Raw genomic sequence first — 25,141 nt, forward strand, 5'->3', positions numbered from 1 at the left:
ATCAATGGAAGTAAGATATTCGTATTTAAAACAACAATTTGAAAATTGTGAAGATCTGTGGGATGAGTTAAAGCGATTTGTTCCCACAGGGGATTTTACACTCGGGAAGCCCTTGCAAGAATTTGAAAGAAGGTTTGCAGATCTCATTGGAACTAAGCATGCAATAGGTGTGAACTCTGGAACAGATGCAATTAAGCTATCACTAAAAGCCCTTGGAGTAGGCTTCGGAGATGAGGTTATTACAACTGCTAATACTTTTGTCGCTACCGTTGGCGCAATTGCAGAATTAGGTGCCATTCCTGTCTTTGTGGATTGCAATGATACATTCTGTATGGATGTTGATTTATTGGAGAGAGCTATAACAGAAAAAACTAAGGCAATTGTTCCTGTGCATTTTACAGGCTATATGACAGATATGAGAAAATTATTACCTATAGCCCGAAAATATAATCTTCCTATTGTTGAAGATGCATGCCAGTCTATTCTGGGATCTATTGACAATAAAAAAGCGGGAACTTGGGGTAATGCTGGTGCATTTTCCTTACACCCTTTGAAAAACTTAAATGTTTGGTCTGATGGAGGGATTATTACCACGGATGACGATAAACTCGCTGAAACTCTGAGATTACTCCGAAACCATGGCTTAATTGATAGAGATAAGGTCGAAATATTGGGATGTAATTCCAGATTAGATACTTTGCAAGCTGTAGTAGGAAATTGGTTAATACCAAGTGCCATTGATATATCTAATAAAAGAATTGAAAATGCTGAATATTATGATAAGCATCTGAGTAAAATAAAGGAAATTACCATTCCTCCGAGACCAGCTGATTTTAGGATAGTTTTTCATTTATATATAGTATTTGCTGAGGATCGAGACAGACTTCTTGAATACTGTATAAAGCAAGGTATTGAATCTAAAGTTCATTATCCAATACCGATCTATCGTCAGAAGGCATTATCCTCCTTTGGCTATAAAGAAGGTGACTTTCCAATTACCGATGGTCATACGAAAAAAATTATAACCTTTCCTTGCGATCAACATTTGTCCGTAGAACAAATGGACTACGTGATTTCTACAGTTCAAGAATTCTACAAAAAATAAGGACTAAGAAGAATGACGAGCATCCCATATATAAACCTTTCAGAACAATGGAAGCAGGAAAGAGCGGAATTATTGCCTATCATAGAAGCAGTATTGAGTTCTGGTCAATATATTGGAGGTAACGAAGTAAATATCTTTGAAGAAAATGTTGCTAAGCTTTGTGGAGTTAAGTATGCAGTTTCTTTGAATAGTGGAACAGATGCACTAGTATTTGGTTTATCCGCTATTGGTGTTCGACCAGGTGATGAAGTTATTACTCCTCCGAATTCATTTATAGCATCTACCTCAGCTATTACACATTTGAAAGCAAAACCTGTGTTTGTCGATGTTGGTGATGATCAAAATATAGATTCACTCAAAATCGAAAAAGCTATCACTAGCAAAACAAAAGCAATAATGCCTGTTCATTTGACAGGTAGAATTGCTGATATGAATACAATTATGAATATTGCCAATAAATACTCGCTTCCTGTAATCGAGGATTCTGCTCAGGCAATAGGATCAAAATACGATGGAAAAAATAGTGGATCAATTGGAAGAGTTGGCTGTTTCTCTACTCATCCATTAAAAAATCTCAATGCATGTGGTGATGGTGGATTTCTAACTACTAATGATGAAAATATTTACAAACAAATTAGTAGCCTGAAGAATCATGGTTTAGTCGATCGTAACACAGTAGAAAAATTTGGTTATGTATCCAGAATGGACTCTTTACAAGCTGCTATTCTTAACTATCGTTTGCAAAAGCTACCAGATTTAATTGAAAAAAGGCGCAGAAATGCGGCTGCCTATACTTCGATGCTTGATTCAAGAAATATATTCATACCTAAAGATAGAGATATTGAGTTTAACACCTATCATACTTTTGTTATACAAGTAGATAAACGAGATGAACTTAAAAGTTACTTAATGTCAAAGGGAATTGAAACTTCTATTCATTATCCGATACCGATTCATTTGCAACCTGCCAGTAAATCCCTTGGTTATAAAATAGGAGATTTTCCAATGACTGAAAATCAAGCAAATAGAATATTAACGTTACCGATTCATCAATATTTACGTGAAGATGAATTAGGAAAAATTGCCGAGTCTGTAAATAGCTTTTATAAGTAATAAATGAAAATAGGAATAGATCTAGATAATACTATTATCTCGTACGATAGATCTTTTGCAACAACTGGGAAAAAATTGGGTTTAATCCCAGACAATTGGTTTGGAACAAAGTTAGAAGTTAAGAACTATTTAAAAAAGAATCATAATGGTGAAGCTGATTGGCAAAGGTTGCAAGGGAAAGTCTATGGACGCTTCCTTTATTTATCAGAATTGTATCCAGGGATATATAGATTTCTCTGGCGATGCAAACAGAAAGGATTTCAAGTTGATATTGTCAGTCATAAAACTGAACTAGGTCACTTTGATGAGGAAAAAATTTCTCTAAGACAAGCAGCATTAGATTTTCTGTTAGAGAAAGAAATATATAAACAAAATTCATCTAGTTTTATTAATCAAATTTACTTTCTCAGCACGAAAGAAGAAAAAATTGAAAAGATAAAAAAAGAAAACTATTCATGTTTTATTGACGATTTATTTGATATTCTTTCGGATCCTAATCTTTCAAAGATTGAAAGAAAATTTTTTTTCAATCCAAATTTAGTTCTAAGCGAGGCTGGAATAGGGAATATAGAAAATGTATCCAACTGGGGTGAAATAGAAAATTCAATTTTCGGAAAATACAGTCAAGATGATTTAATGAATTTCACTTCTGAATTTAAGCTATCTAATTTTAATAAAGCAATTTGGTGTGAGGGTCAAGGAAATTCTAGAATCGCATATATCGAAACTTCGGAAACAAAAAAGTATGCACTAAAGATATATCCGGCAGATTCTAACCATAATCGATTACAATCAGAATTTAATGGATTTAAGCTTTTACAAGAAAATTCAATAAATAATATACCAAAGCCGATTCAGTTCAACGATAAATTAAATTCTGCAATTTATGAATGGATTGATGGAGAGAAGATAGAGCAACCATCAAAACTAGAAATTGATGCTATGCTTAATTTGATGAAAAGCTTAAAAACAATTTCAAAACAAGAAATAGAAAAGGGCATTAAAATTCAGAAAGCTTCAGCTGCTTGTTTGTCTTGTTTAGATATTGAAAATCAAATAAACAATCGTTTGAAACTTGTTTATCCGGCAACGCAATACAATCAAAAATTAAAAATTTTTCTTGATAAAGAAATAATTCCTTTTAAGAGATTTCTCGTAAACTGGGTAAAAAAAAATTGGGAAAGCAAAGAGAGTTATTACCAACCAATTGAACATAACCTTTTGGTGCTTAGTCCATCAGATTTTGGTTCTCATAATATGCTAAGAAACCAAGAGCAAGAATTATTTTTTTTGGATTTCGAATATTTTGGTTGGGATGATCCAGTAAAACTGGTTGTGGATGTTTCGGTTCATCCTGCGATGAATCTTGATGAAGACTTAAAGGAATATTGGAAAAAAGGCATGTTCTCAATTTTTGGATCAAGCATTAAAGATAGATATAATCTTACTTGGGCTATGTATTCATTATGTTGGTGTTTTATTTTGCTTAATGAATTCCGAAAAGATATTTGGATGCGAAGAGTTATTGCTAACTCCAGAAAAGAAGATAAACATCAAGAAATTTTAGAACAGCAATTGAATAAATCAAAAAATTTATATGAATATGTTCAGAACAGTTTTTATAAGCAAATAGGTAAAGGTTGATTTTATATGGATAATCGCTCTAAACATTTAAGAAGACTGATAGTTGAAATGATGGAATTTGAAAAACGGGGACATATTGGTCCCGCTCTTTCACTGATTGAAATCTTACGTGTTCTCTATGATAATATTCTAAATTTTGATTCTAAAAATCCTAACTGGGAAGAAAGAGATCGATTAATTCTTAGTAAAGGTCATGGCTGTCTTGCACTTTATTCTATCTTAGCTGATAAAGGATACTTTCCTATGGAGATTTTAAAAACTTTTGGAAAACCCGATTCAATATTAGGTGGTCATCCTGAACGTGATAAAGTTCCGGGAGTGGAAGCATCAACTGGTGCCTTAGGGCATGGTTTACCTATAGGAGTTGGAATGGCTATTGCAGCAAAAATAAAAAACAAAAACTTTCGTGTATTTGTCATAACTGGTGATGGTGAGATAAATGAAGGTTCTAATTGGGAAGCCGCTCTCTCCGCATCAAAGCACCGATTATCTAATTTAAGTTTAATTATTGACTACAATAAATTACAATCTTACGGAAAGGTTTCGGAGGTCTTGGAATTAGAACCTTTAGTAGACAAATGGAGAAGCTTTGGATTTTCGACGGTTGAAGTAGATGGTCATGATGTTAATCAATTAAAGGATTTGTTTTTAAAATTACCTCTAGAAAATGATAAACCAACAGCCATCATTGCACATACAGTAAAAGGGAAGGGATTTGCATCTGCTGAAGGAAATCCGAAGTGGCATCATAAAAATAAGATAAGTCCAGAAGAATTTTCGGACATGTATAAATCCTTGGAGATATAATCATGCGAGTAACCAGCTTAAATTGTGTTCATGAATTAGCTAGCAAGGATTCAAGAGTAGTTTATATTGGATCTGATCTCGGGGCAGGTGTGTTGGATGAAATGAAGAAGGAATTTCCTGATCGTTTCTTTATGGAGGGTGTGAGTGAACAATATATAATTGGAATGGCTGCTGGATTATCAATGGAAGGTTATATTCCGTATGTTAATACAATTGCTACATTTTTAACCAGAAGATGTTTTGAACAGATTGCAATCGATTTATGTCTGCATGATTTACCCGTTAGATTAATAGCTAATGGTGGAGGTGTAGTATATGCACCGTTAGGTCCGACTCACTTAGCAGTAGAAGATTTTGCTATTCTACGTTCTTTACCAAATATGACTATAGTAGCTCCTTGTGATGCTGAAGAAATGAAGCGATTGATGCCATTAACTTTAGATTGGCCTCATCCAATATATATTAGATTGGGTAAGGGTGGCGACAAAGTAGTTAGCGATCCTAATTTAAAATTTGAAATTGGAAAAGGAATTCTGATGAAAGATGGAAAGGATGGACTTTTCATTACAACAGGAGTAATGACCCAATTAGCTCTGGAAGCTATCGATATTTTAATTAAAGACGGTATTGATTGTGGGTTATTACATATGCATACGGTGAAACCGTTAGATGGAGATATACTCAGAGCAGTAGTTCCAAATGTTAAAGCAATTGTTTCAGTAGAAGAACATACTCGAATCGGAGGACTAGGATCTGCAATTTTAGAATTTTTTAATGATGAAATGCCTGATCAAACCAGGAAAATTAAAAGACTTGGACTTCCTGATAAATTTGCAGATAAATACGGCAGTCAGGATTCGTTACTAAATTATATGGGAATATCAAAGGAATCTTTAGTTTCTGCCATGAAGGAATCTATTAATTTCTAGGTCGGACGTTATTACAAAGTTGTGATATATCCGTGTACAGTTCAAATATTAATAAGGATCTTATAGGCTTATGTTTTTAACTGAAAGTGATACTAAAATATCTAAAGAATATTTAGAAAATGCTTACACAATTCAAGAGGTTGCAGATAAAAAATCCCTAGATTGGATTCGAGATTGTATTGCAGATATCGTTAGAAAAATTTTAGGGATTAAAAAGAATGAAAAAAATGATGAATTATTAAACCTAATTCATAATAAAGTTTCTATAGATGAATTGAATAATTTCAGATTAAAAGTTATTCAGGAAATGAATTCAAATAGAGATTTTCGTTTTCATTATTTTAATTTAGCTAGACCTTATATTGAAGCATTGGTTGGCAATGAATTATCGATGCAATTAAGGATAAATTTAAGCATTCAATTTCCGGACGATGTTAGCTCATTATTGCCAGTACATTCTGATACTTGGTCTGGTGATTCACCCTATGAAATAGTTGTATGGTTACCGATCGTTGATTGCTATCGAACAAAGTCCATGTATCTGCTTCCTCCGAAGGCATCAAAAAAATTAGTTAACGAATTTAAGGAAAAAGCTGGCTTTACGAGTGAAGATTTGTATCAATCTATTTCGGACGATGTGAAGTGGCTCGAAATAAAATATGGCCAGGTTTTGTTGTTTGACCAAGGTTATCCACATGGAAATCGAATAAATAAAGAGTCGGAAACTAGGTGGTCAATGAATTGTCGGTTTAAAGGTGTGTTTACACCTTACGGTGATAAAAAGTTAGGTGAATTTTTCGAACCTATCACACTTCGGGCTGCTTCAAGGGTAGGAATGGACTACAAGTTCCCAAGTGTTAAATGAAAAAGGTAAGAGGATACATTTTTAGTAGACCCTTTCAAGGTGAAAGAGTTCCACAGCATGTGCAAAACATTGTAATTAGAGATTATTGCAATAAAGCGGGTTTGCAGTACCTACTTAGTGCAACGGAATATGCCATGAATGATAGTCATTTAATCTTTGAACAAATATTAGATGAATTGCCTGAAATAGATGGAATTATACCATATAGCCTTTTTCAACTCCCAGTTGATTCTGAACATAGGGCAAAAATATATAACCGTATTCTTTCAATAAAAAAAACTTGCTATTTTGCTGTTGAAGGGCTTAAGCTCTGCAATCAAGAAGATAGTGAAAGAATTGAAAATATTTGGAAGATTAAATTAACCTTACCCTATTGCTTGAATTATTAGGTAATGCTCAATAATATTAATCATGCTGTTAAGGCTTTAATTTATCAGGATGATTGTAAGATCTTGTTACAACAAAGAGATTATTCTCCGGGTATACTTTTTCCTGGCTACTGGACATTTTTTGGTGGACTAGTTGAAGAAGGTGAATCCTTAGAAAAGGCATTGGAGCGAGAATTAATTGAAGAATTGGGTTGTCTTCCTGGCAAAATTCAAAAAGAAATATTTGAATGGGTTTGGAGTGGTGAATCAATCATTTATAACCATTGCTTACCAATTCGTTGTGAAGTTGATTCTGGATTATTGGAACTAAATGAAGGCTTAGCTATGAAATGGTTTTATATAGAAGAGTTGCGAAAGGAACTACCATTAGTTCCAGGCATTCTAAATAATCTTAATAAAGTTCATAATTTTTTAAAGTTATTTTGATCTGCTAACAAAGAAAAATGAAATGAAAAAATTAAAAAATTTTGTTACACCGCTACATACATCCAGTAAGCGCGACTGCCTTGCAAGGATGAATGACAATAAAGTCGATTGTATGATCAAAGCCAAAGAATACGGATTTGATTATTGGGATGGGGACAGACGATTTGGCTACGGTGGCTATAAATATTTGCCAGGACGGTGGAAGCCTGTTGCGGAGGCTTTAATCAATGACTATAATTTAACTGCTGGGTCATCTGTTTTAGATATTGGCTGTGGGAAAGGCTACTTATTGTATGAGATGATCCTTATCCAGCCCGAATTAAAAATCGTTGGTTTAGATATTTCAACCTATGCTTTAGATCATGCAAAAGAAGAGATTCAACCATTTATCAGTTTGCATAATGCTAAAGATCCTTTACCATTTAAGGAAAATCAATTTGATCTTGTAATATCTTTAGGAACTTTTCATAATTTAAAGCTATTTGATTTAAAGACTGCTCTAGGAGAAATGGAAAGGGTTGGGAAGCAGAAATATTTAATGCTGGAAAGTTATAGAAATGAACAGGAATTATTTAATTTAGAATGCTGGGCATTGACAGCGGAATCCCTTTTGGAAGTATCAGAATGGATTTGGTTGTATGAGGAATTTGGCTATACCGGCGATTATGAATTTATTTATTTTTAAAATCAATGTCAAAAGATAATATAATCATTCTTGGTCACTCTGGATTTATTGGCACAAATTTAGAAAACTATCTATCAAAGTCAGAAGGTTTCAATGTTATAGGGCGATCTCTTCCTGAAATTGACCTAACGAATTTACAGGATTATCATAAGCTAGCCTCTTTTATGAATTCAAGTAGTACAATCATTTTAGCTGCAGCTGTAAAAAGACAGTTTGGTGATACTATAGATATTTTTGATCAAAATATGAAGATAGTTGAAAATCTATGCAGGGTCTTAATCGATCATCCCGTAAAAAAAGTCATTTATATGAGTTCCACAGCCGTTTACGGTGAAGAGACGGAGAACCGAAATATATCAGAATCGACTCCAGTAAATCCCACATCTTATTATGGAATAAATAAATTCACATCTGAATGCTTGTTACGAAGATCAATAGATACTAAAACAAAGCTAATTTGCTTGCGACCTCCTTTAATTTATGGATTAGGAGATATAGGTAAAACATACGGACCTTCTGGATTCATTTCGGCAGCTAAAGAAAAAAGTCAAATAACATTATGGGGTGATGGAACCGAACTTCGAGAGTTCATTTATATTGAAGATTTATGTAAAATTATTGAAAAATTAATTCATTCAGATTTTGAAGGTGCTTTGAATATTGTTAGTGGAATAAGTTATAGTTTCATTGAAATCATACGTATATTGAGAAAGATATTTCCAGGACTCGAATACGTGACAAAAAATAGAAGTAAGGAAAAAGTTGATAATGCCTTTAATCCAGAAAAATTAGTTTCCTTAGTAGGATCTGACTTTAGCTTCGTAAGTTTGGAAAATGGAATCAATAAAATTATTACTAACGATCATGTTTGAGAATTATTGGAATGAATAAGATGGAATTCAATATCAACAATACAGAATTGCTTTATGATTTCGGACTACAGCCCGTATCGAATCGATTTGTAGATCCAAATTCCTCATCAAAAGTGCCTTCTTTTCCTTTGGCTTTAAGAATTCAAAAAGATTCAGGACTAATTTTTCTTGAAAATCCGTTTCCCATTGAAGAACTGAAGCCTCGATACGATTGGTTAACATGTTTTGAGCCGGAAGATCATTTAGATAATATGGTTGAAACAATTATAAATCTTCCAGGAATTTCTAAAGATTCGGTTTTTGGAGCCTATAGCTTTAAAGATGACTCTACATTAAGAAGGCTAGAAAAGAAAGGCTTTTCAAACACTTGGAGAATTGATCCAGAAGATGATCTTGGAGTTTTTGATAAATGCGCAAATGTGGAAACCTATCAGATGCATCTTACAGAAACCGCGTCAGGCAAGATAATTAATTCTAAAGGCAAAGCTGATGTGTTAATCGTGAGGCATGTGATAGAACATTCCTATGATCTAATTGGATTTATCAATTTTATAAAATCCTTGGTCAAGCCCGACGGATATATAGTGTGGGAGCTACCCGATTGCGAGCATGCGTTAGTTAACGGCGATTGCACTACATTGTGGGAAGAACATATTTATTATTTCACATCTTTTACTTTTAAAAGATTATTGCAAAATTGTAATTTCGAAATAGTGCATTATGAATCGGTTCCGTATGCGTTAGAAAATTCACTAATTGCTATTGTAAAAAGTAACAAAGGCAAAGTTACGGAAGAAGATGATTCTGGATCTATATCAATTGAACTTAAAAGAGGAAATGATTTTATCAGACTTTTGAATGATCGCAAATTAAAAGTCAGGGAGAAATTAATAAAAATTTCGAAAGATATGGGAACAATTGCAATTTTCGGAGCTGGTCATTTAACCGTTGCTTTCATTTCGTTTATGGGCATCTCGGATATTGTTAAGTATGTTATCGATGATAATCCGAATAAGAAAGGTATGAATATGCCAATTGGGAATATTCCGATTGTTGGTTCCGAGGTTTTGTATAATGAAAAGATAAACTTTTGTTTATTAGGTTTGAATCCTCAGAATCAGCCAAAGGTTATAGAAAAGCATAAATCTTATACTGAAAATGGTGGGGTCTTTGGTTCGATTTTTCCAGGAAGCAATTTGTATTTCGAAGATATTTAATGATAAAAGTTAAGAAAGAAAATGATGAAGTACTGTATCCCACGGAAGATATAGTCCATATTTCGAAAGAAGACATTCAGCATTTAAAAACTTTAGCTATTAAAAATCCCCGCAAAAGAGTTCGGCTTTGTGCACATGAGACTCCAAATGATTCTTTACATGAGATGTTTATAGTTCACATGAAAGATTGTTATGTTACCCCTCATAAACATTTAGGCAAATCGGAATCAATGGCAGTTATCGAAGGTGAAGTTGATATCGTCTTGTTCAATGAGGATGGAAGTATTTTGAGAATTGTAGAAATGGGAGATCTGAATAGTGGAAAACTATTTTATCAGAGACTCTCGAGTCCAGTTTATCATACTTTAATTATTCGATCTGAATTTCTAGTTTTTCATGAAATAACAGAAGGTCCTTTTTTGAGAGAGAAAACTGCTTTTGCGCCCTGGGCTCCCAGTGAAAATTCTCCGAACGTCTTGCAATTTATACAGGAACTCGAAATGAGCATCGATAAAGGAAATAAATATGAGTAAACAAGTTCTTAGGCATGATACAAATTGCCGAGTTTGTGCTAGTGATAAAATAAAAACTGTGTTAAAGTTTAAGGATACACCTTTGGAAGATCAATTTATTTCCAAAGAAAATTTAGATAGAAAACAGTCTGCTTATCCATTAGAATTAGCGATATGTGAACACTGCGGATACCTTCATTTGCCCCATATAGTAAATCCAGAAGAAAGCTATAATGACTATGTATATGTGAGTGGTGTAACTGTTGGATTGAGAGGTCATTATGACGACTACGCTTCAGAGATAAAGAATGAATTCAAAATTCCTGAAAACTCATTCGTAGTTGATTTAGGTAGCAATGATGGATCTATGCTTGCTTCCTTTAAAAAAATTCATATGAGAATTCAGGGAGTAGAGCCTGCTTCATCAATTGCAAGATTAGCGAATGATTCAGGTCTTCCAACCATTAATAATTTTTTTACTGAATCAACTGTAGAAGAAATAATAAAAAATCAGGGTAAAGCAGACGTTGTAACTGCAAACTACATGTATGCAAATATTGATAATGTAATCGAATTCACTCAGAATGTGACCAAATTATTATCTGCTGATGGGATTTTTGTTGTTCAAACAGGATATCATCCGGATCAATTCAAAATCAAAATGTTCGACTATATTTATCATGAGCATTTCTCTTATTTTTCTGTAGATGTTATTAAGAATATTTTTAATAAATGTGGATTGGAATTGATTCATGTAAAAAAGATTTCTCCTAAAGGCGGATCTATTAGAGTAGTTGCTCAACTAAAAGGAGGTCGTAGGTCTATTGATAGTTCCGTCGAAAAAATTCTTAATGAAGAGAGTAAAAATCAAATTAAAAGTTCCGGCTATTTTCAAAAATTTGAAAGTGAATTAAATGATATCAAAGAAAGATTAATCTCTAGTCTAGATAAGTTGAAGTCTGAAGGTAAAAAAATTATAGCATTAGGCGCATCCCATAGCACAACAACGTTACTTTACCATTTCGAATTGGCTAAGTATATTGATTATATTGTAGATGATAATGAATTAAAACATGGTAAATATTCTCCTGGTTATCATATACCTGTTTATTCAACAGAAAAATTATATTCTGATAAACCTGACTATGTTTTGGTTCTAGCTTGGCAACACCAGGGAAGTATAAAAGCGAAACACAATCGCTACATAGAATCGGGTGGACATTGGATAATTCCCTTACCTGAATTGGTAGTAATATAAAAGGTTTCGTCATTTTATACTTAGTCAAAAGGCTGCTTTAAATGTTAAATAAGATAATAAAACACTATCATCAAGGAACTTTGAAAAGTGGAATATGGAATTTCATTTTAAACTATTCGGGGTACAGATTTATTAAAAAGAAAATTAAAAATTTAATTCGTATTCAGGAGATAAACTTCTATGTTCCAAAGGCTAAGTGTGAATTTGAATTACCAAAAATTAATGGTATTTGTGTCGTATATGGTTCCGCTCCAAGTGCTCACATTCCTGTAGGCTATAAAGACTCTTGGAAAATCATTACGGCAAATTCATCGCAATGGATAACTGATAATTTAGGCTTAAAAAAGCCTGATATTTCAGTTGTATGTTCAACATCATTCTTACATGGAAACTCAGCTTATGAAATAGCATACAATGAAGGTGCTACAAAAGCCCTGATTGGTAAAAATACTGGATATTTAATTATAGCCGAGGACAAAATTTGTTCTGATTATAGAAGAAAGATTAGAAATAAGAAAATTTTAGGATCAATCAATAAACATCAATTTTCATTCGATATGATCGATTTCCTAGCCTATGCTTATCGTTATAAATTATCAGCTGAGGTATTAAACGATAAATATTTCTATAAAGTTTCATTATCAATGGGTTTCTTTTGTGGTATCCTTGCTTATTACCTGGGAGCCTCACCAATTATTATGACTGGTTTTAGTTTCACTAATCAATACCATGGATATCCAGATGATTATGCAAATAAAAAAGGCGGTAAAGGTGAAAAAGGTAGGGGAGAACTTACTGGTGATTTGCGTGCTGTTGAAATAATAAAAAAACTTAATCTACCTTTTTTTGCAGCTGATAAAGTGTTTGCAGAAGAGTCAGGATTGAATCTCTGGAAATAGATTGCACCAATTTATAGACTAAGATATCATTCTTTAACTTCATAATAATATTTTAATGGAGTTACATTACCGACTAATTTAATATATAGTTTTTTACTTAAAGAAATTTCTTAATATGAGTTGTTTTGTCTACTAGAATTGAATAAAATAAAGCTATAAAAGCATAAAATACATCATTATATCAATATAAACTATGAAGAGAGATCATTAACTGCCATACTTCATAATTAGAATTAGAATTGGAATTAAAATAAGTATTAACTAAGAGTGATTTGAAATTTTTGGTTGGTAAAATATAAGGAAATAAAATGTTTATAGAAACTGATAAAAAGTATGTTGTATCAATTTGGTGGGGATATTGTTCAGGAGCAGCCTTGTTTGTTAGGAATGACAAAAACGAATTTTCTATAGTTGCTGCTTCTTCGGAGGAAAGATTTAATAGAGAAAAAAATTCGACTGCGTTTCCATCTAAATGTTTAGATTGGTTCAAGAATAAATTTGGCGTAGAACTAGCAAAAATAGAAGCAGTTGTTTATATTGGAAATGATGTAGGTGTCGACTATATACTTCTAGAGAAGCATCTGTGGTCTATTGTTGATTATATCAAAGAAAATAAGGTCTATTATTACCCAAAGTTAATTTTGGAACAATCGCTTGATCAAGCGGATCACTTTACATTCTTTGAAGATAAATTAAATTTAAATCAGTTTCCAGGAGAAAATTATTGGAAAGATAAATTTCCTTGCGGCCCAGAAGATTATGTTAAGGCAGACTTAAATGAAATTATCGAAGACGGAATTCTTAAATATTTTGAAACCGATAGGCAAAACCTCAATATTCAAAGATTTGACCATCATTCAAGTCATGCATTTTATGCGTATTATACCAAAAGAAATAAAGTTAGAAAAGAGCTAGTTTTTACATTGGATGGTTGGGGAGATGGGCGAAATGCAACTGCGTCTCTACTTTTAATAAATGATAATGGTAGTGTTATAAAGGAAGAGATATTCAGCTCTAATAAATCCATAATAGCAAGAGTATATAGATATATTACATTATACCTTGGAATGAAGCCAAGTGACCATGAATTTAAGGTAATGGGTCTTGCTCCTTATGGAAAGTCAAAATACGGGGAGAGATGTCTCAGTATCTTTAAATCAGCGCTCTGGTTTGAAGATGGAGATTTTCAAGTCAACCCAGATATCAAAGACAGTTATTATTGGTTTAAAGAAAAGCTTGAAGGTGAAAGATTTGATAACGTTGCCTACGGGCTTCAAAAATGGCTAGAAGAAGTTGTTATTGAATGGGTGAAATTTATAACAAATAAAACTGGAGTTTATGACATATCTTTTTCCGGTGGTGTGGCAATGAATGTAAAGGCAATGGGTGAACTATCCAAATTAAGCGAGATAAATTCCTTACATGTTCCCCCCAGTTCTGGTGACGAGTCTCATATTTTCGGAGCTGCTTATTCTTATCTCTATCAAAATAATGTATCAATAAAAAATCTAAACCAATTTAATATACCTTATTTCGGAATTTCCAATGATATTTCTCAAGAGTCTTTAATATTAAGTAATAAAAAAAATGAATTTAAAAAAAATAATATAGAAATTTTTGAAAACCCTACTCCAGAATTAGTAGCGAAACAATTAATCAATGGTAAATCAATTTCCGTATGTCGAGGAGCCGCTGAGTTTGGAGCAAGGGCATTAGGATCTCGCTCTATTCTAATTGATCCTACTTTGAATACTCTTAAAGAAAAATTAAATTTAAGTATAAAGAATAGAGATTTTTGGATGCCGTTCGCACCCATGGTTTTGGATAAATTTGTTAATGAGTATATTGAGGATCCGAAGAATCTTGCAACCAAATTTATGTCAATTGCTTTCCCCACAAGTCAATTAGGATATGATTCATTGTTTAATGCTGTTCACCCTGCAGACAAAACATGTCGGATCCAGGTTTTGGAAAGGAATGATAATGAATTTATTTATGACGTTATAAATTCATTTTCTAAGCATACTGGAAGAGGAGGGCTTTTAAATACTTCTTTTAACGTTCATGGTGCGCCAATTGTTAACACTGTCGAAGATGCATTAGAGATTTTCCTAAATACAGAATTAGATGCATTGCTATTAGGAAATTACTTTCTTATAAAGAATTAATTAAGTTGAAGTCGCTGAAAGTATACTAAACATAATCAAATTTAATTCTCTAATTTTATTTTTCCATTACGAAGATAGTTCAGGGTCCAACTGAAAATCAAAAGTTGGAGTGTAAGATTAAGAAGATAATTTAAGAAATTATATGAACACTAGAAATAAAAGCTATCCAATCTAGAATAATGTTAAAAATAAACTTATTTAATAACCGATGAATGCTGTTCAGATTTTAGCACCAGGAAAAGTTGAATATGACTCGGTTCCAAGTCTTCCATTAAAAAGCGGGGAAGTTAAAATTTCTGTTATCTGCTCAGCAATTTGCGGTTCAGATTTAAAAAATATCAAAAATCCGGTTCAAACAAATATGATTCCAGGTCATGAATTTTCCGGATTTATTTCTGAATTATCTGAGGAGGCTAGAGATCATTTTATTATTGGAGAGCGTGTAACTGCATTTCCAATGATTTCTTGTATGAAATGTGATTCTTGCTTGGAAAAAAGATTTAGAGACTGTAATCATAAATTATCAATGGGTTTTCATATTCCTGGATCATTAGCAACAGAGGTTAATGTCGATCATCGCTTTGTAATTAGTTTAGATAAGGACATATCTTTTGAGCAAGGTGCATTACTAGAACATCTTAGTTGTGGATATCGCCTAACTCAAGAGATTATACAAGCTGATGTTTTAAAAAACTCGAAAATTCTAGTTATTGGTGATGGGCCAATTGCTTTAGGTGATTTACAATTTTTAAAAAACGCTAAGTTTGAAAATGTATATGTAATTGGAAAACATAAAAGGAGATTGGAATTTGCTTTAGAACTGGGCGCAACTCAAACATTTGATTTGAATGATTATAAAGAACTTATTTTGCAAGAAGAACATATTTTTGACATCTGCATAGTTGCTGCTCCAGCAGATGAAGTATTGAATCAAATGATTCCATTCCTTCGAGAAGGTTGCATTTTATATCCGCAGACTAGGATCAATGACTCTACTACTCTAAAATCAATAGAAAATGGCATATTTAAATTAGGTCGTGCCTTTGCTTATGCATTTGATGATTTCTATAGAGTGATGGAGAAGATTATAAAGAAAGAAATTGAATCTGACAAATTAATTTCTTCAAGAATTAGTTTAGAGAATTTCACTGAAAAATTACCTGAAATCTTCATTGATAAGGGTAAAGGCAAGACTATCGTTTATAACGCAAACTATGATAAATATATTTAGAATAAAGTAATAAGCTTATGAATAATCAAATTAAGACTACTGTTTTAGACGCTGGTGGAAGATACGGATTGCATCCAAATTGGAAACCATTTATGGGAGAATTGAACTACTATTTATTCGAACCAGATCCGATTGAAAGCAAGAGATTAGCTGAGAAATATTTCAAGCGTGCCTCGGAAATAAAGGTAATAGATAAAGCCTTAGCTTCTGAGAATGGTGAACTCACGATTAACTTTTTTAGAAATAGAGCAATGAGTTCATCGGTTGTTAGAAATCCTGTTTCTTCACTTTTTAAATCTGGAGAACGGGAAACAGAAGTTGATATTGTAGAAAGCATAACTGTGCAAGCAGAGTCTATTGATTATTTTAGCGAGCAGAATAATCTAAGATTGGATTTTTTAAAACTAGATACTGAAGGAACCGAATACCAAATTTTACAAGGTGCGAAAAAACAGATCAAGGATAATATACTAGGAGTCAGATGTGAGGTAAGCTTCGATTATATTTTTGAAGGGATGCCTTTGTTTAGTACATTGCATGATTTTATGTTAAGTTATGGTTTCATATTGCTAAATTTAGATTATGAAGGTCGGGGTGACTATCAAAACATATTCGTAAAAACCAATGAGCGTTACGGAATTTTGACTGCCACCGACGCTGTTTGGGTAAAGCGACCCAATTTATTATTCAATACAACAGAAAATGATAAATCCAATGCAACTATAAGAATTATGAAATATGCAGGCTTTTGTATCCTCAACAATGCGCCGGACTTAGCTATTAATATTCTCTTAGAAGCAAGAGAGAATAAAGTAGATTTTTCTGAATTTTCGGATACTAGATTGTATAAATTTTTAGATATTTCAATTCATCGACTTTTTTATTCTTTAAAATGGCAGCCTGGACAATCTTTAATTCAGCATCGAGAAACCTTTTTTCGAATTTTTAATAAAGATATGAAAATATTGAATGATTATATGGAATCAACTGAATTGAATCCAGATTGAATCTATTTGATTTTAAATGAAAATCAGATAGATTATCAAAAATAATAAAAGTATTTCCAGCAATATCCAAAAAATAAGATTCTTGAATTATCTTGTTTGTAAAACGGTATCAAATAAGTAATCATAGTATAATTTCTTTTGAAATGCATTGACTCTATAATATCATCTATGACAATAAATTTTGAAATTAACTTGCTTAGCCTAACGTATTAATTCTAACTAAATGAACTTAAACTTATCAATATTTAGTGCAATTAAGAACCTCTGGGTCCACATTCCTAAAAAACGCCGCATACATTTAGGTTTTTTAGTTTTATTTCAAATAATTTCAACATTTGTGGAAATATTAAGTATCGGAGCAATGCTTCCATTTTTAGGAATTCTGACATCTCCAGAAACTGTTTTTAATTCTTCATACATTAAACCAATTGTAATACTTTTAGGAATTGAAAAACCACAGGATTTACTTATTCCATTGACAATTGGTTTCGCCATAGTAACTCTTTTGGCTACAATATTTAGATTATTGACATTATGGTTTAATACAGTCCTTGCATCAGCTATTGGCTCAGATCTGAGCAAGAATATATACCGTAGAACTTTGTACCAACCTTATTCTGTTCATTGTTCTCGTAATAGTAGCGAAATAATTTCAGGAATTTTGACAAAAACCAATGCGATCATAAATCTTATAAAAACTTTTGTTACAATAATAAGCTCTAGTGCTCTGGTATCAACAACGTTAATTGCATTCATCTATTATGATCCAGAAGTTGCTATTCTTTCTTTTGTAGGATTTGGTTTAAGCTATTTTTTAGTCGTTGTAACGACAAAGAAAAGCTTGGTTCGAAACAGTTATTTTATATCGAGTGAGACCGGTAAACTTTTGAAAACTCTGCAAGAGGGCTTAGGTGGAATAAGAGATGTCTTATTGGATCGCAGCCAAGAAACCTATGTTGGAATATTTGGAAAGATTGACTGGAAATTAAGAATTTCAACAGCCAATAATGCATTTATCGGAAGTAGTCCAAGAATACTGATAGAAGCTCTAGGAATGATGTTTATGATTGTTTTGACATACATTATATCATTGAGGCCAGAAGGATTAGCAACTGCGATTCCAACTTTAGGTGTTCTTGCTTTAGGTGCGCAAAGAATCCTTCCCATTCTTCAAAATGTCTATAATGGCTGGGCGAGTTTTTCAGGTAGTGAAGCTTCCTTAAAAGATGCAATTGGATTATTGAATCAGCCTATGCCAGAATATCTCAATCAAACTGGTTCGAGTAATATAAAATTTTCGAAAGAAATATTTTTCAAAGATATCGAATTCAAGTATTCGGATTCTACTCCTTATGTATTAAAAGGTGTCAATTTAATCATTAAAAAAGGTTCAAGAGTCGGATTCATTGGTGTCACTGGTAGTGGAAAAAGTACAACTCTGGATATTTTAATGGGACTTTTGACCCCGTCACGAGGGCATTTATTGATTGATGGAATCGAAATTAACAAAGCAAATATTCAAGATTGGCAATCCCATATTTCTCATGTACCGCAATCGATTTTTTTAGCTGATGCAACCATTGCAGAGAATATCGCGTTTGGAATTGAAAAAGATAAGGTTAATATAGATAAGGTGATTGATGCGGCAAAGAAAGCTCAATTATCAGAAACGATTGAAGCTATGACTAATCGTTATGACACAATGGTAGGGGAACGGGGAGTTCGGCTATCTGGTGGTCAAAGGCAGAGGATTGGAATTGCAAGAGCCTTGTATAAGAATTCGGAAGTTATTATACTTGATGAGGCAACAAGTTCACTTGATAGTGATACGGAGCAGGAAGTTATGAATGCCATTAATAGTCTTGATCGAGATATAACTATCGTCATAGTAGCACATAGAATTTCCACATTGAAGAACTGTGATCAAATTATTGAACTTGAATCTGGTGTATTGAAAAGAATTTGCACTTATGATGAAATTGTCAAAACCTAGATCCTAATTTTTTTAATATTATAAAATATACCCCAGGATTTGTTAAGTAAACTAATATGCATATTTTCAATTCTAATCTTAATTTAGATGCCAAACTGGTAAAAGGTGAGGGACCATTCCTATTCAATACTGAAGGTGATCGATTCTTTGATTGTTGGTTAGGTTCTGGTACTTTGATTTTTGGTCACGAGAAAGTGATCGAATCAAATATGCAATCCAATTGGTTATTGCCAGAAGGACCGAAGGTTTCCAATTCTTATCTTGATTTATTAGGCAAAATTGTAGATTTCAAAATAGGTAGTTTAGGTTTCCAAACGAGTGGTTCCAGTGCTGTCCATCGTGCCTGCCGCGTTGCTCGCGCAGTTACTGGAAAATCTAAGGTAGCTGTTTTCAATTTGTTCTGGCATGGATCTGATGATTCATTTTTATTCGTTGGTGAAAGCAAGAAAAAACTTTCTGATGGAATCTCTGACTCTGCTCAAGAAAATGTTTCCTATTTTGATTCAATTGATCAATTTTTTGACAAAGCTAAATTAGAAGAATTCGCTGCAATTCTTGTTGAACCCTATCAAGGATCCGATCCTTCAGTTTCAGTTTTAGATTCGATTTCAGATGAACAGAGAAATAAATTAATAAATAGTAATGTTTTGCTCGTAATAGATGAAGTCATCACTGGATTCCGATCCCAATATGGTTCATGCGCTTCATCTAGAAAATTACAGCCAGATATTGTAGTTTTTGGTAAAGCAATAGCAAGCGGGTTTCCAACAGGCTTAGTTGTTGTATCTGATCGATTGACTACTTCAGTAAAAGAAAAATCTATTTTCTGGGGTGGAACATTTGGAGCTTCACCAATCCAATTGGAGATGGTTGAGAAAAGTTTGATTCGTCTTAGTGCATTAAATTATGAGATTTTGGCGAAGAATTTAAAAGATATTATTAAGTTAATTGATGAGCTTGTTAAAGATTTTGATTTAAAGGTGTCTTCCGGTGGTGGATTTGGTCGGCTCAGCTCCATTTCCAGTAATAAAGAAAATACTTCATCTCGTGGCTTTATAGGTGGAGAAAAAGAGAATATCAATAAAGCTAAAAAGGTCTTATTGGATAATAAAATATTTATAAATCATAATTTATTAATATTTCCTTCAATATTTAATATTTATGACAAAATGAGGTAAAATGGAAAAATTAGAAAAAATTTTAAATGCTGCAATAACAGAGAAAACTCGTCAAAACATGATCCGAAAATCGGACTTTGTTGATGATGTACAATTAATCAATGGTGGAATTCCTTTGTTCAGTTGGATCGATATCAGTCTAACTGAATTGTGCAACCGTCAATGTTCATTTTGTCCAAGATTTGATAAGAATTTGTATCCTAATCAGAAACTTCATATGGGCATGGGCTTGATTCAGAAAATTAGAGATGAATTGGTATCTCTGAATTATCAAGGTGGAGTTGTTTTCTGTGGATATGGTGAGCCTCTGTTGCATCCCGAAATATTAAATATTATCAAAATATTTGGACATGATGTACGGACAGAAATAGTTTCAAATGGTGATTATTTAAAGCCAGATGTTATTACAAAGTTATTTGATGCTGGATTATCTTTTTTATGTGTTAGTATGTATGACGGTCCAGAACAAGTTGAAAAATTCACCAAAATGTTTGCGGAAGCTGGAATCTCGAACGATAAATTTATTCTCCGTGATCGTTGGCATTCAGGTGAAGACGGCTTTGGAATTAAATTAACTAATCGTGGTGGAGTATTGAATAACACTGGAGTTGTTCCTACTACGATTGAATTTAAAAATACAGTTCGTCCATGTCACTATCTAGCTTATTCGTTAGCAATTGATTGGAATGGTGACATGCTACTCTGCGTGCAAGACTGGGCAAAAAAAGTTAAATTGGGAAATGTTTTCTCAGATACTTTACTGGGTGTCTGGTTAAGCCCTAGAATGAAACGCTTAAGAACCGAATTGATACAAGGCAAGAGAGACAAATCTCCCTGTAAAGAGTGTGATGCAGATGGCACGCTACATGGTTTTAATCATGTAAATGCATGGATTAACATAGAAGAGGATTGATTTTTGAAAAAAGTTCTATTTGATGAAATACATACTCTAGAGAAACAGAAATTTCTAAAAGAGAAAATGCAACAGGTCTCAAATGAGATCCATAGCAAATTTACAAAATTAGAAAAGGTCAATAATTGTCCTGTCTGTCAAAGTAAAAGTATTCATCAATATACTGAGTGTTTTGGATACGAAATGGATATTTGTGATGAATGCAATCATATCTTCACAAATCCATTTCCATCGTATGAAGCTTTAGATTATTATTATAATAGTGATCTGAAGGATTTTGAAAACAAATTCTTTATGGATTCCTTTGAAAATAGAATTCCTATTTTTGATCGAAGAATTTTAGAAATTGAAAAATACTTGGGACGAGATTCTCAATTGCTTGATGTTGGATCAGCGATTGGAATTTTTATCGAGGCTTTATTTAGAAAAAATAATCCATTCAAAGTTACTGCTTGTGATCTGAATCAAAAAGCCTGCCTGTATTTGCAAGATACCTACAAAGGTCTTGAAGTACTAAACGAAAATATATACTCACTTTCAAAACCAGATTCATATTTTGATGGTATCAGTTTATGGGACACGGTAGAGCATTTAACGGATCCAGACAGGTTTTTGATTAAAATAAAAGACCTCTTAAAGCCTGGTGGGTATTTCTTTTTTAGCACTCCAAATACTTTTAGTTTTGAATGGGGTGTAATGGAAACTGATCATGTTCAGTTATTACCTCCTGGACATGTAAATTTATATAATTCCAAAAATATAAAAATAATTTTGGAAAAAACTGGATTCCAGGTAGTAGATATCCAAACTCTAAACGCAAGTTTGGATATTAGCTATATTTTGAAAAATTATATTAAAGATAGCTATTCACCTTTAGAAAAATTTATTCTAAATCGATTGAAGGATGATAGTATTTTTTTCGAAAGCTTTAATGACTATCTAGTTCAGACAAAAAGTGCAGGCAACATGCTGGTCATTGCAAGAAAGGAATAATTTATGGATTATGTTTTTAAAAAAGATGAAACAGGTATTCAATTTATAGGAAATTTCAATCAACTCTATTTAGATGATGAAGATCCTTGGAATCAGTCTGAATCAGAGTCTGATCAAGAAATGAGTCTCTACTATAAGAATGCAAGAAGGACTTTAGTCGATACCCTCAAAGTAGTAATTGATCAATATGGAATTAAGAAGGCCGAAGTTGCAGAATTTGGCTGTGGCTTAGGGTATGTCACTTCTCAATTAAAGGCTCAATTGCCAGAACTGAATTTTACAGGACTAGATATTTCGGCTGAGGCCATTCGGAAAGCGAAAATATTAAATGGATCGAATATTCAGTTTATAGAGAGCAATTTAAGTATTTATGACGAGAAACTTAAAGAGAAATTTAATATTATTTTGGTCGTGAACATGTTGTGGTATATTCTTGAGGATCTAGACAAAGTTTTAGATAATGTTTTAAAATATTTTAATCCATCTGGAAATAATATTTTCATTCTTCAAAATGCATTTTTTAAGACAGAACAAATGTATGGTAAGGATATTATAAATGGATTTAAAGGTGCTGAAGAATATTTTAAGAATGCTTTGTCGAAGAATGTCGAGATTGATTTTTACCATTCTTCTTTTAAAGAAGGCAAAAGTTGGACGCATCACGATGGAATTCTCGCTTTTGGTATTAAGTGAATAATACTGTAAATTACATTTACAACTTGATAAAATGATTTTAGAACAAATCAATCAAATTAAAGTTAGAGGACTTTGAACTATGAATTCAAAAATCAAGAAATTGATTCGATTGATAATTCTATCTCCGCTATATTTTTTATCATTAATATTTATTCTAATAACCAGATTTTTGAAGCCTTGGATTGTGATTCGCTTTGGTTCGCTTAATAGTGAAATCATTGGAGGTTTTGTTCCAAAATTAGATATCTATTTTTCAGAATTAAGAATAGGAATAAATGCAACAAAAGCTAAAAATTTTAATATATGGTTTTTTGATAAGATAATTTCAAACTCGCAAATTGCAAAAATGGTAAAACGATCTGTTTTTACCTTGCCATATTGGTTAGCAAGACCATTGCTTTTTTGTAATGAATTAATACCTAGGGGATCAGATCATATAATACCGAAGCATAATTCTAGAGATGTAAATAGTGTATTTGATCGATTTCCTCCATATTTTAAATTTTTAGAAGAAGAAGAGAAAAAAGGGGAACTGGAACTTAAACGATTAGGAATTCCTCAGGATTCTAAATTTGTATGTATACTTGCAAGAGATAGTGCATATAAGCAACAAATTGATAGCAATAAAGATTGGAGCTATCACAACTTTCGCAATACTGATGTTAAGAAATATATGTTAACAGCAGAAGAACTATCTAAACGAGGTTATTACGTTCTGAGAATGGGTAAGTTCGTTGCCGACAAGTTCGACTCGAACGACCCGAAAATTATCGATTACGCAAGCAGCAATTTTAGAAGTGATTTCATGGATGTTTATTTGGGAGCAAAATGTGAATTTGCAATTTCCATGGGATCTGGATGGGATACAATTCCATTTATTTTTAGGAAACCTATTATTTTTGTAAATTTCATTCCAGTAGGTTATTTATGGACTTTTTCGGATAAATATCTAACTATCGTTAAGCATCATATAGATAAAGATGGGAATCCAATATCACTTAAAAATTTATTTGAAAATGAAATCGCATATTTTATGTATTCTCAACAATTCGAGGATTTGGGTATTCGAGTTATCGAGAATACCCCAGAAGAAATTTTGTCAGTTGTAATTGAATTTCTTAAAAGAAAGGAAGGTTCTTTAGAAATTGATGAAAAGGATGAATTGCTTCAAGAAAAATTTTGGGGAATATTCAATCAGTATGTAAAAAATAAGTTTCCGAGTGGAAACATCCACGGAGAAAACAAGGCTCGCTTTGGTATGGATTTCCTGCGGAATAACCCAGCTTGGCTTGATTGATTCGAAATATTATCTGAATTTTGTAATTTCGAAAAAATGAATAAAGTATTTATCACAGGGGGAAGCGGTTTACTCGGAAGATATCTTTGTAATTTTTTGATTAAAAAAAAATATACAGTCTTCGCGTTAAGAAATACACATGGCATTGATTTAAAAGGTGTCAATGAATTTGAAATTGATCTAAACAATGTAGATAAAGTTCATGAGATGTTTTCAAATATTAATCCTGATACAACAATTCACTGTGCTGGTTATACGAATGTTGACGAATGTGAAAATCACGAAAAAAGAGCATTCTTCCTTCACAAAGAATTTCCTGCGAATCTTGCCAATCTATGTTCAAATAGTAATTCTAAATTTATATATTTGTCTACCGATCAACTTTGGAATGGAACTACGAGCTTCGCTCGGGAGGATCAGAAGACCGATCCCATAAATATTTATGCTAAGAGTAAATCTGAAGGTGAAGAAGCTGTTCTTAAAGTTAATGACAATTCTTTGATTATTAGAACTAATTTCTTTGGCAAAGGTTCAGTTTGGAGACAATCCTTTTCCGATTGGATTATCCATAAATTAATCAATAAAGAAATAATTAATGCTTTCCAAGATGTGTATTTTACGCCAATTTCTTTATACTATCTATCCAAATATATTCATGAATTAATTGTAAAAGATGCAACAGGAATTTATCATTTAGCTGGAAGCGAAAGAATATCAAAATACAATTTTGCTTTAAAACTTGCAGAATATCTTCAGCTACCTTCTAGGAACATAAATCCTATTTCCATTAATGATTCTGGATTATTAGCACCTAGAGCATTGGATATGAGCTTAAGCACAGAAAAGATTAATATTTTTTTAAAAACGAAAATGCCAGATATTAATGCAAGTTTTTCTACAATAAATAAATAAAGGACAATTCTATGTTAAATAATTTTCAGTTT

General features: G+C 32.5%; 24 protein-coding genes. All 24 read left to right on the forward strand.

All coding sequences use genetic code 11. The annotated features are described in order from the left end of the window. The first annotated feature begins 4 nt into the window (after window positions 1-4). The 24 genes from O4O04_RS10425 to O4O04_RS10540 all read left to right on the forward strand — a co-directional run bounded on the left by O4O04_RS10425 (window position 5) and on the right by O4O04_RS10540 (window position 25,109). Window positions 5-1,105 carry a DegT/DnrJ/EryC1/StrS family aminotransferase gene (locus tag O4O04_RS10425; RefSeq protein ID WP_272535882.1) on the forward strand — a complete coding sequence of 367 codons (1,101 nt, stop codon included), beginning with the start codon at window positions 5-7 and terminating at the stop codon, window positions 1,103-1,105. Window positions 1,106-1,117: 12 nt separating this feature from the next. After that, window positions 1,118-2,218, forward strand: coding sequence for a DegT/DnrJ/EryC1/StrS family aminotransferase (locus O4O04_RS10430; protein ID WP_272535884.1), 1,101 nt, complete (start codon window positions 1,118-1,120; stop codon window positions 2,216-2,218). Window positions 2,219-2,221: 3 nt separating this feature from the next. Next, the gene (locus tag O4O04_RS10435; protein WP_272535885.1) at window positions 2,222-3,862 is read left to right on the forward strand and encodes a phosphotransferase; all 1,641 of its coding nucleotides are present in this window, start codon (window positions 2,222-2,224) and stop codon (window positions 3,860-3,862) included. Window positions 3,863-3,868: 6 nt separating this feature from the next. Then, a complete protein-coding gene (locus O4O04_RS10440; RefSeq protein ID WP_272535886.1) occupies window positions 3,869-4,669 on the forward strand; it encodes a transketolase in 801 nt (266 codons plus the stop codon). Window positions 4,670-4,671: 2 nt separating this feature from the next. After that, window positions 4,672-5,598 (forward strand): transketolase family protein, encoded by a 927-nt coding sequence (locus O4O04_RS10445; protein WP_272535887.1) that lies wholly within the window; start codon window positions 4,672-4,674, stop codon window positions 5,596-5,598. A gap of 70 nt (window positions 5,599-5,668) precedes the next feature. Then, the gene (locus tag O4O04_RS10450; RefSeq protein ID WP_272535888.1) at window positions 5,669-6,463 is read left to right on the forward strand and encodes a sporadic carbohydrate cluster 2OG-Fe(II) oxygenase; all 795 of its coding nucleotides are present in this window, start codon (window positions 5,669-5,671) and stop codon (window positions 6,461-6,463) included. Next, window positions 6,460-6,852 carry an LIC12192 family sporadic carbohydrate cluster protein gene (locus tag O4O04_RS10455; RefSeq protein WP_272535889.1) on the forward strand — a complete coding sequence of 131 codons (393 nt, stop codon included), beginning with the start codon at window positions 6,460-6,462 and terminating at the stop codon, window positions 6,850-6,852. The genes O4O04_RS10450 and O4O04_RS10455 overlap by 4 nt, the downstream gene beginning before the upstream one ends. 3 nt (window positions 6,853-6,855) lie before the next feature. Then, window positions 6,856-7,278: an NUDIX hydrolase gene (locus O4O04_RS10460; protein ID WP_272535890.1), complete on the forward strand. Its 423-nt coding sequence runs from the start codon at window positions 6,856-6,858 to the stop codon at window positions 7,276-7,278. A 22-nt stretch (window positions 7,279-7,300) separates the two neighbouring features. Beyond that, on the forward strand, window positions 7,301-7,963 hold the full coding sequence (locus O4O04_RS10465) for a class I SAM-dependent methyltransferase (protein WP_272535891.1): 663 nt from the start codon (window positions 7,301-7,303) through the stop codon (window positions 7,961-7,963). A gap of 5 nt (window positions 7,964-7,968) precedes the next feature. After that, on the forward strand, window positions 7,969-8,835 hold the full coding sequence (locus tag O4O04_RS10470) for an NAD-dependent epimerase/dehydratase family protein (protein ID WP_272535892.1): 867 nt from the start codon (window positions 7,969-7,971) through the stop codon (window positions 8,833-8,835). 20 nt (window positions 8,836-8,855) lie between these two features. After that, complete coding sequence (locus tag O4O04_RS10475) at window positions 8,856-10,052, forward strand: class I SAM-dependent methyltransferase (protein ID WP_272535893.1); 1,197 nt, start codon at window positions 8,856-8,858, stop codon at window positions 10,050-10,052. Beyond that, a complete protein-coding gene (locus O4O04_RS10480) occupies window positions 10,052-10,585 on the forward strand; it encodes a WbuC family cupin fold metalloprotein (RefSeq protein ID WP_272535894.1) in 534 nt (177 codons plus the stop codon). The genes O4O04_RS10475 and O4O04_RS10480 overlap by 1 nt, the downstream gene beginning before the upstream one ends. Next, entirely contained in the window at window positions 10,578-11,822 is a 1,245-nt protein-coding gene (locus O4O04_RS10485; protein WP_272535896.1) for a class I SAM-dependent methyltransferase, read from the forward strand. Before O4O04_RS10480 ends, O4O04_RS10485 begins: the two co-directional genes overlap by 8 nt. A gap of 41 nt (window positions 11,823-11,863) precedes the next feature. Beyond that, the gene (locus tag O4O04_RS10490; RefSeq protein ID WP_272535897.1) at window positions 11,864-12,721 is read left to right on the forward strand and encodes a hypothetical protein; all 858 of its coding nucleotides are present in this window, start codon (window positions 11,864-11,866) and stop codon (window positions 12,719-12,721) included. A 308-nt stretch (window positions 12,722-13,029) separates the two neighbouring features. After that, entirely contained in the window at window positions 13,030-14,889 is a 1,860-nt protein-coding gene (locus tag O4O04_RS10495; protein ID WP_272535899.1) for a carbamoyltransferase C-terminal domain-containing protein, read from the forward strand. Between the two features lie 208 nt (window positions 14,890-15,097). Next, window positions 15,098-16,120 carry a zinc-dependent alcohol dehydrogenase gene (locus O4O04_RS10500; RefSeq protein WP_272535901.1) on the forward strand — a complete coding sequence of 341 codons (1,023 nt, stop codon included), beginning with the start codon at window positions 15,098-15,100 and terminating at the stop codon, window positions 16,118-16,120. Window positions 16,121-16,137: 17 nt separating this feature from the next. Beyond that, the gene (locus O4O04_RS10505; protein WP_272535902.1) at window positions 16,138-17,127 is read left to right on the forward strand and encodes an FkbM family methyltransferase; all 990 of its coding nucleotides are present in this window, start codon (window positions 16,138-16,140) and stop codon (window positions 17,125-17,127) included. Between the two features lie 361 nt (window positions 17,128-17,488). After that, window positions 17,489-19,120 (forward strand): ABC transporter ATP-binding protein, encoded by a 1,632-nt coding sequence (locus O4O04_RS10510; RefSeq protein WP_336297500.1) that lies wholly within the window; start codon window positions 17,489-17,491, stop codon window positions 19,118-19,120. 56 nt (window positions 19,121-19,176) lie between these two features. Further along, the gene (locus O4O04_RS10515) at window positions 19,177-20,298 is read left to right on the forward strand and encodes an aminotransferase class III-fold pyridoxal phosphate-dependent enzyme (protein ID WP_272535907.1); all 1,122 of its coding nucleotides are present in this window, start codon (window positions 19,177-19,179) and stop codon (window positions 20,296-20,298) included. Window position 20,299: 1 nt separating this feature from the next. Next, complete coding sequence (locus O4O04_RS10520) at window positions 20,300-21,211, forward strand: radical SAM/SPASM domain-containing protein (protein WP_272535908.1); 912 nt, start codon at window positions 20,300-20,302, stop codon at window positions 21,209-21,211. 3 nt (window positions 21,212-21,214) lie between these two features. Then, a complete protein-coding gene (locus O4O04_RS10525; protein ID WP_272535909.1) occupies window positions 21,215-22,204 on the forward strand; it encodes a class I SAM-dependent methyltransferase in 990 nt (329 codons plus the stop codon). Window positions 22,205-22,207: 3 nt separating this feature from the next. Beyond that, window positions 22,208-22,897: a class I SAM-dependent methyltransferase gene (locus O4O04_RS10530; protein WP_272535910.1), complete on the forward strand. Its 690-nt coding sequence runs from the start codon at window positions 22,208-22,210 to the stop codon at window positions 22,895-22,897. Between the two features lie 82 nt (window positions 22,898-22,979). Further along, entirely contained in the window at window positions 22,980-24,197 is a 1,218-nt protein-coding gene (locus O4O04_RS10535) for a TIGR04372 family glycosyltransferase (RefSeq protein WP_272535912.1), read from the forward strand. A 36-nt stretch (window positions 24,198-24,233) separates the two neighbouring features. Continuing rightward, window positions 24,234-25,109 carry a dTDP-4-dehydrorhamnose reductase family protein gene (locus O4O04_RS10540; RefSeq protein ID WP_272535913.1) on the forward strand — a complete coding sequence of 292 codons (876 nt, stop codon included), beginning with the start codon at window positions 24,234-24,236 and terminating at the stop codon, window positions 25,107-25,109. Window positions 25,110-25,141: the final 32 nt, after the last annotated feature.

It is taken from the genome of Leptospira sp. GIMC2001, from assembly GCF_028462125.1.
Lineage (GTDB): Bacteria > Spirochaetota > Leptospiria > Leptospirales > Leptospiraceae.

Coding starts and splice junctions, on each gene's coding strand:
- O4O04_RS10470 (WP_272535892.1), top strand. CDS start 7,969: ATGTCAAAAGATAATATAATCATTCTTGGTCACTCTGGATTTATTGGC.
- O4O04_RS10455 (WP_272535889.1), top strand. CDS start 6,460: ATGAAAAAGGTAAGAGGATACATTTTTAGTAGACCCTTTCAAGGTGAA.
- O4O04_RS10445 (WP_272535887.1), top strand. CDS start 4,672: ATGCGAGTAACCAGCTTAAATTGTGTTCATGAATTAGCTAGCAAGGAT.
- O4O04_RS10520 (WP_272535908.1), top strand. CDS start 20,300: ATGGAAAAATTAGAAAAAATTTTAAATGCTGCAATAACAGAGAAAACT.
- O4O04_RS10540 (WP_272535913.1), top strand. CDS start 24,234: ATGAATAAAGTATTTATCACAGGGGGAAGCGGTTTACTCGGAAGATAT.
- O4O04_RS10480 (WP_272535894.1), top strand. CDS start 10,052: ATGATAAAAGTTAAGAAAGAAAATGATGAAGTACTGTATCCCACGGAA.
- O4O04_RS10485 (WP_272535896.1), top strand. CDS start 10,578: ATGAGTAAACAAGTTCTTAGGCATGATACAAATTGCCGAGTTTGTGCT.
- O4O04_RS10425 (WP_272535882.1), top strand. CDS start 5: ATGGAAGTAAGATATTCGTATTTAAAACAACAATTTGAAAATTGTGAA.
- O4O04_RS10475 (WP_272535893.1), top strand. CDS start 8,856: ATGGAATTCAATATCAACAATACAGAATTGCTTTATGATTTCGGACTA.
- O4O04_RS10430 (WP_272535884.1), top strand. CDS start 1,118: ATGACGAGCATCCCATATATAAACCTTTCAGAACAATGGAAGCAGGAA.
- O4O04_RS10450 (WP_272535888.1), top strand. CDS start 5,669: ATGTTTTTAACTGAAAGTGATACTAAAATATCTAAAGAATATTTAGAA.
- O4O04_RS10490 (WP_272535897.1), top strand. CDS start 11,864: ATGTTAAATAAGATAATAAAACACTATCATCAAGGAACTTTGAAAAGT.
- O4O04_RS10465 (WP_272535891.1), top strand. CDS start 7,301: ATGAAAAAATTAAAAAATTTTGTTACACCGCTACATACATCCAGTAAG.
- O4O04_RS10530 (WP_272535910.1), top strand. CDS start 22,208: ATGGATTATGTTTTTAAAAAAGATGAAACAGGTATTCAATTTATAGGA.
- O4O04_RS10495 (WP_272535899.1), top strand. CDS start 13,030: ATGTTTATAGAAACTGATAAAAAGTATGTTGTATCAATTTGGTGGGGA.
- O4O04_RS10460 (WP_272535890.1), top strand. CDS start 6,856: ATGCTCAATAATATTAATCATGCTGTTAAGGCTTTAATTTATCAGGAT.
- O4O04_RS10535 (WP_272535912.1), top strand. CDS start 22,980: ATGAATTCAAAAATCAAGAAATTGATTCGATTGATAATTCTATCTCCG.
- O4O04_RS10440 (WP_272535886.1), top strand. CDS start 3,869: ATGGATAATCGCTCTAAACATTTAAGAAGACTGATAGTTGAAATGATG.
- O4O04_RS10515 (WP_272535907.1), top strand. CDS start 19,177: ATGCATATTTTCAATTCTAATCTTAATTTAGATGCCAAACTGGTAAAA.
- O4O04_RS10510 (WP_336297500.1), top strand. CDS start 17,489: ATGCTTCCATTTTTAGGAATTCTGACATCTCCAGAAACTGTTTTTAAT.
- O4O04_RS10500 (WP_272535901.1), top strand. CDS start 15,098: ATGAATGCTGTTCAGATTTTAGCACCAGGAAAAGTTGAATATGACTCG.
- O4O04_RS10435 (WP_272535885.1), top strand. CDS start 2,222: ATGAAAATAGGAATAGATCTAGATAATACTATTATCTCGTACGATAGA.
- O4O04_RS10505 (WP_272535902.1), top strand. CDS start 16,138: ATGAATAATCAAATTAAGACTACTGTTTTAGACGCTGGTGGAAGATAC.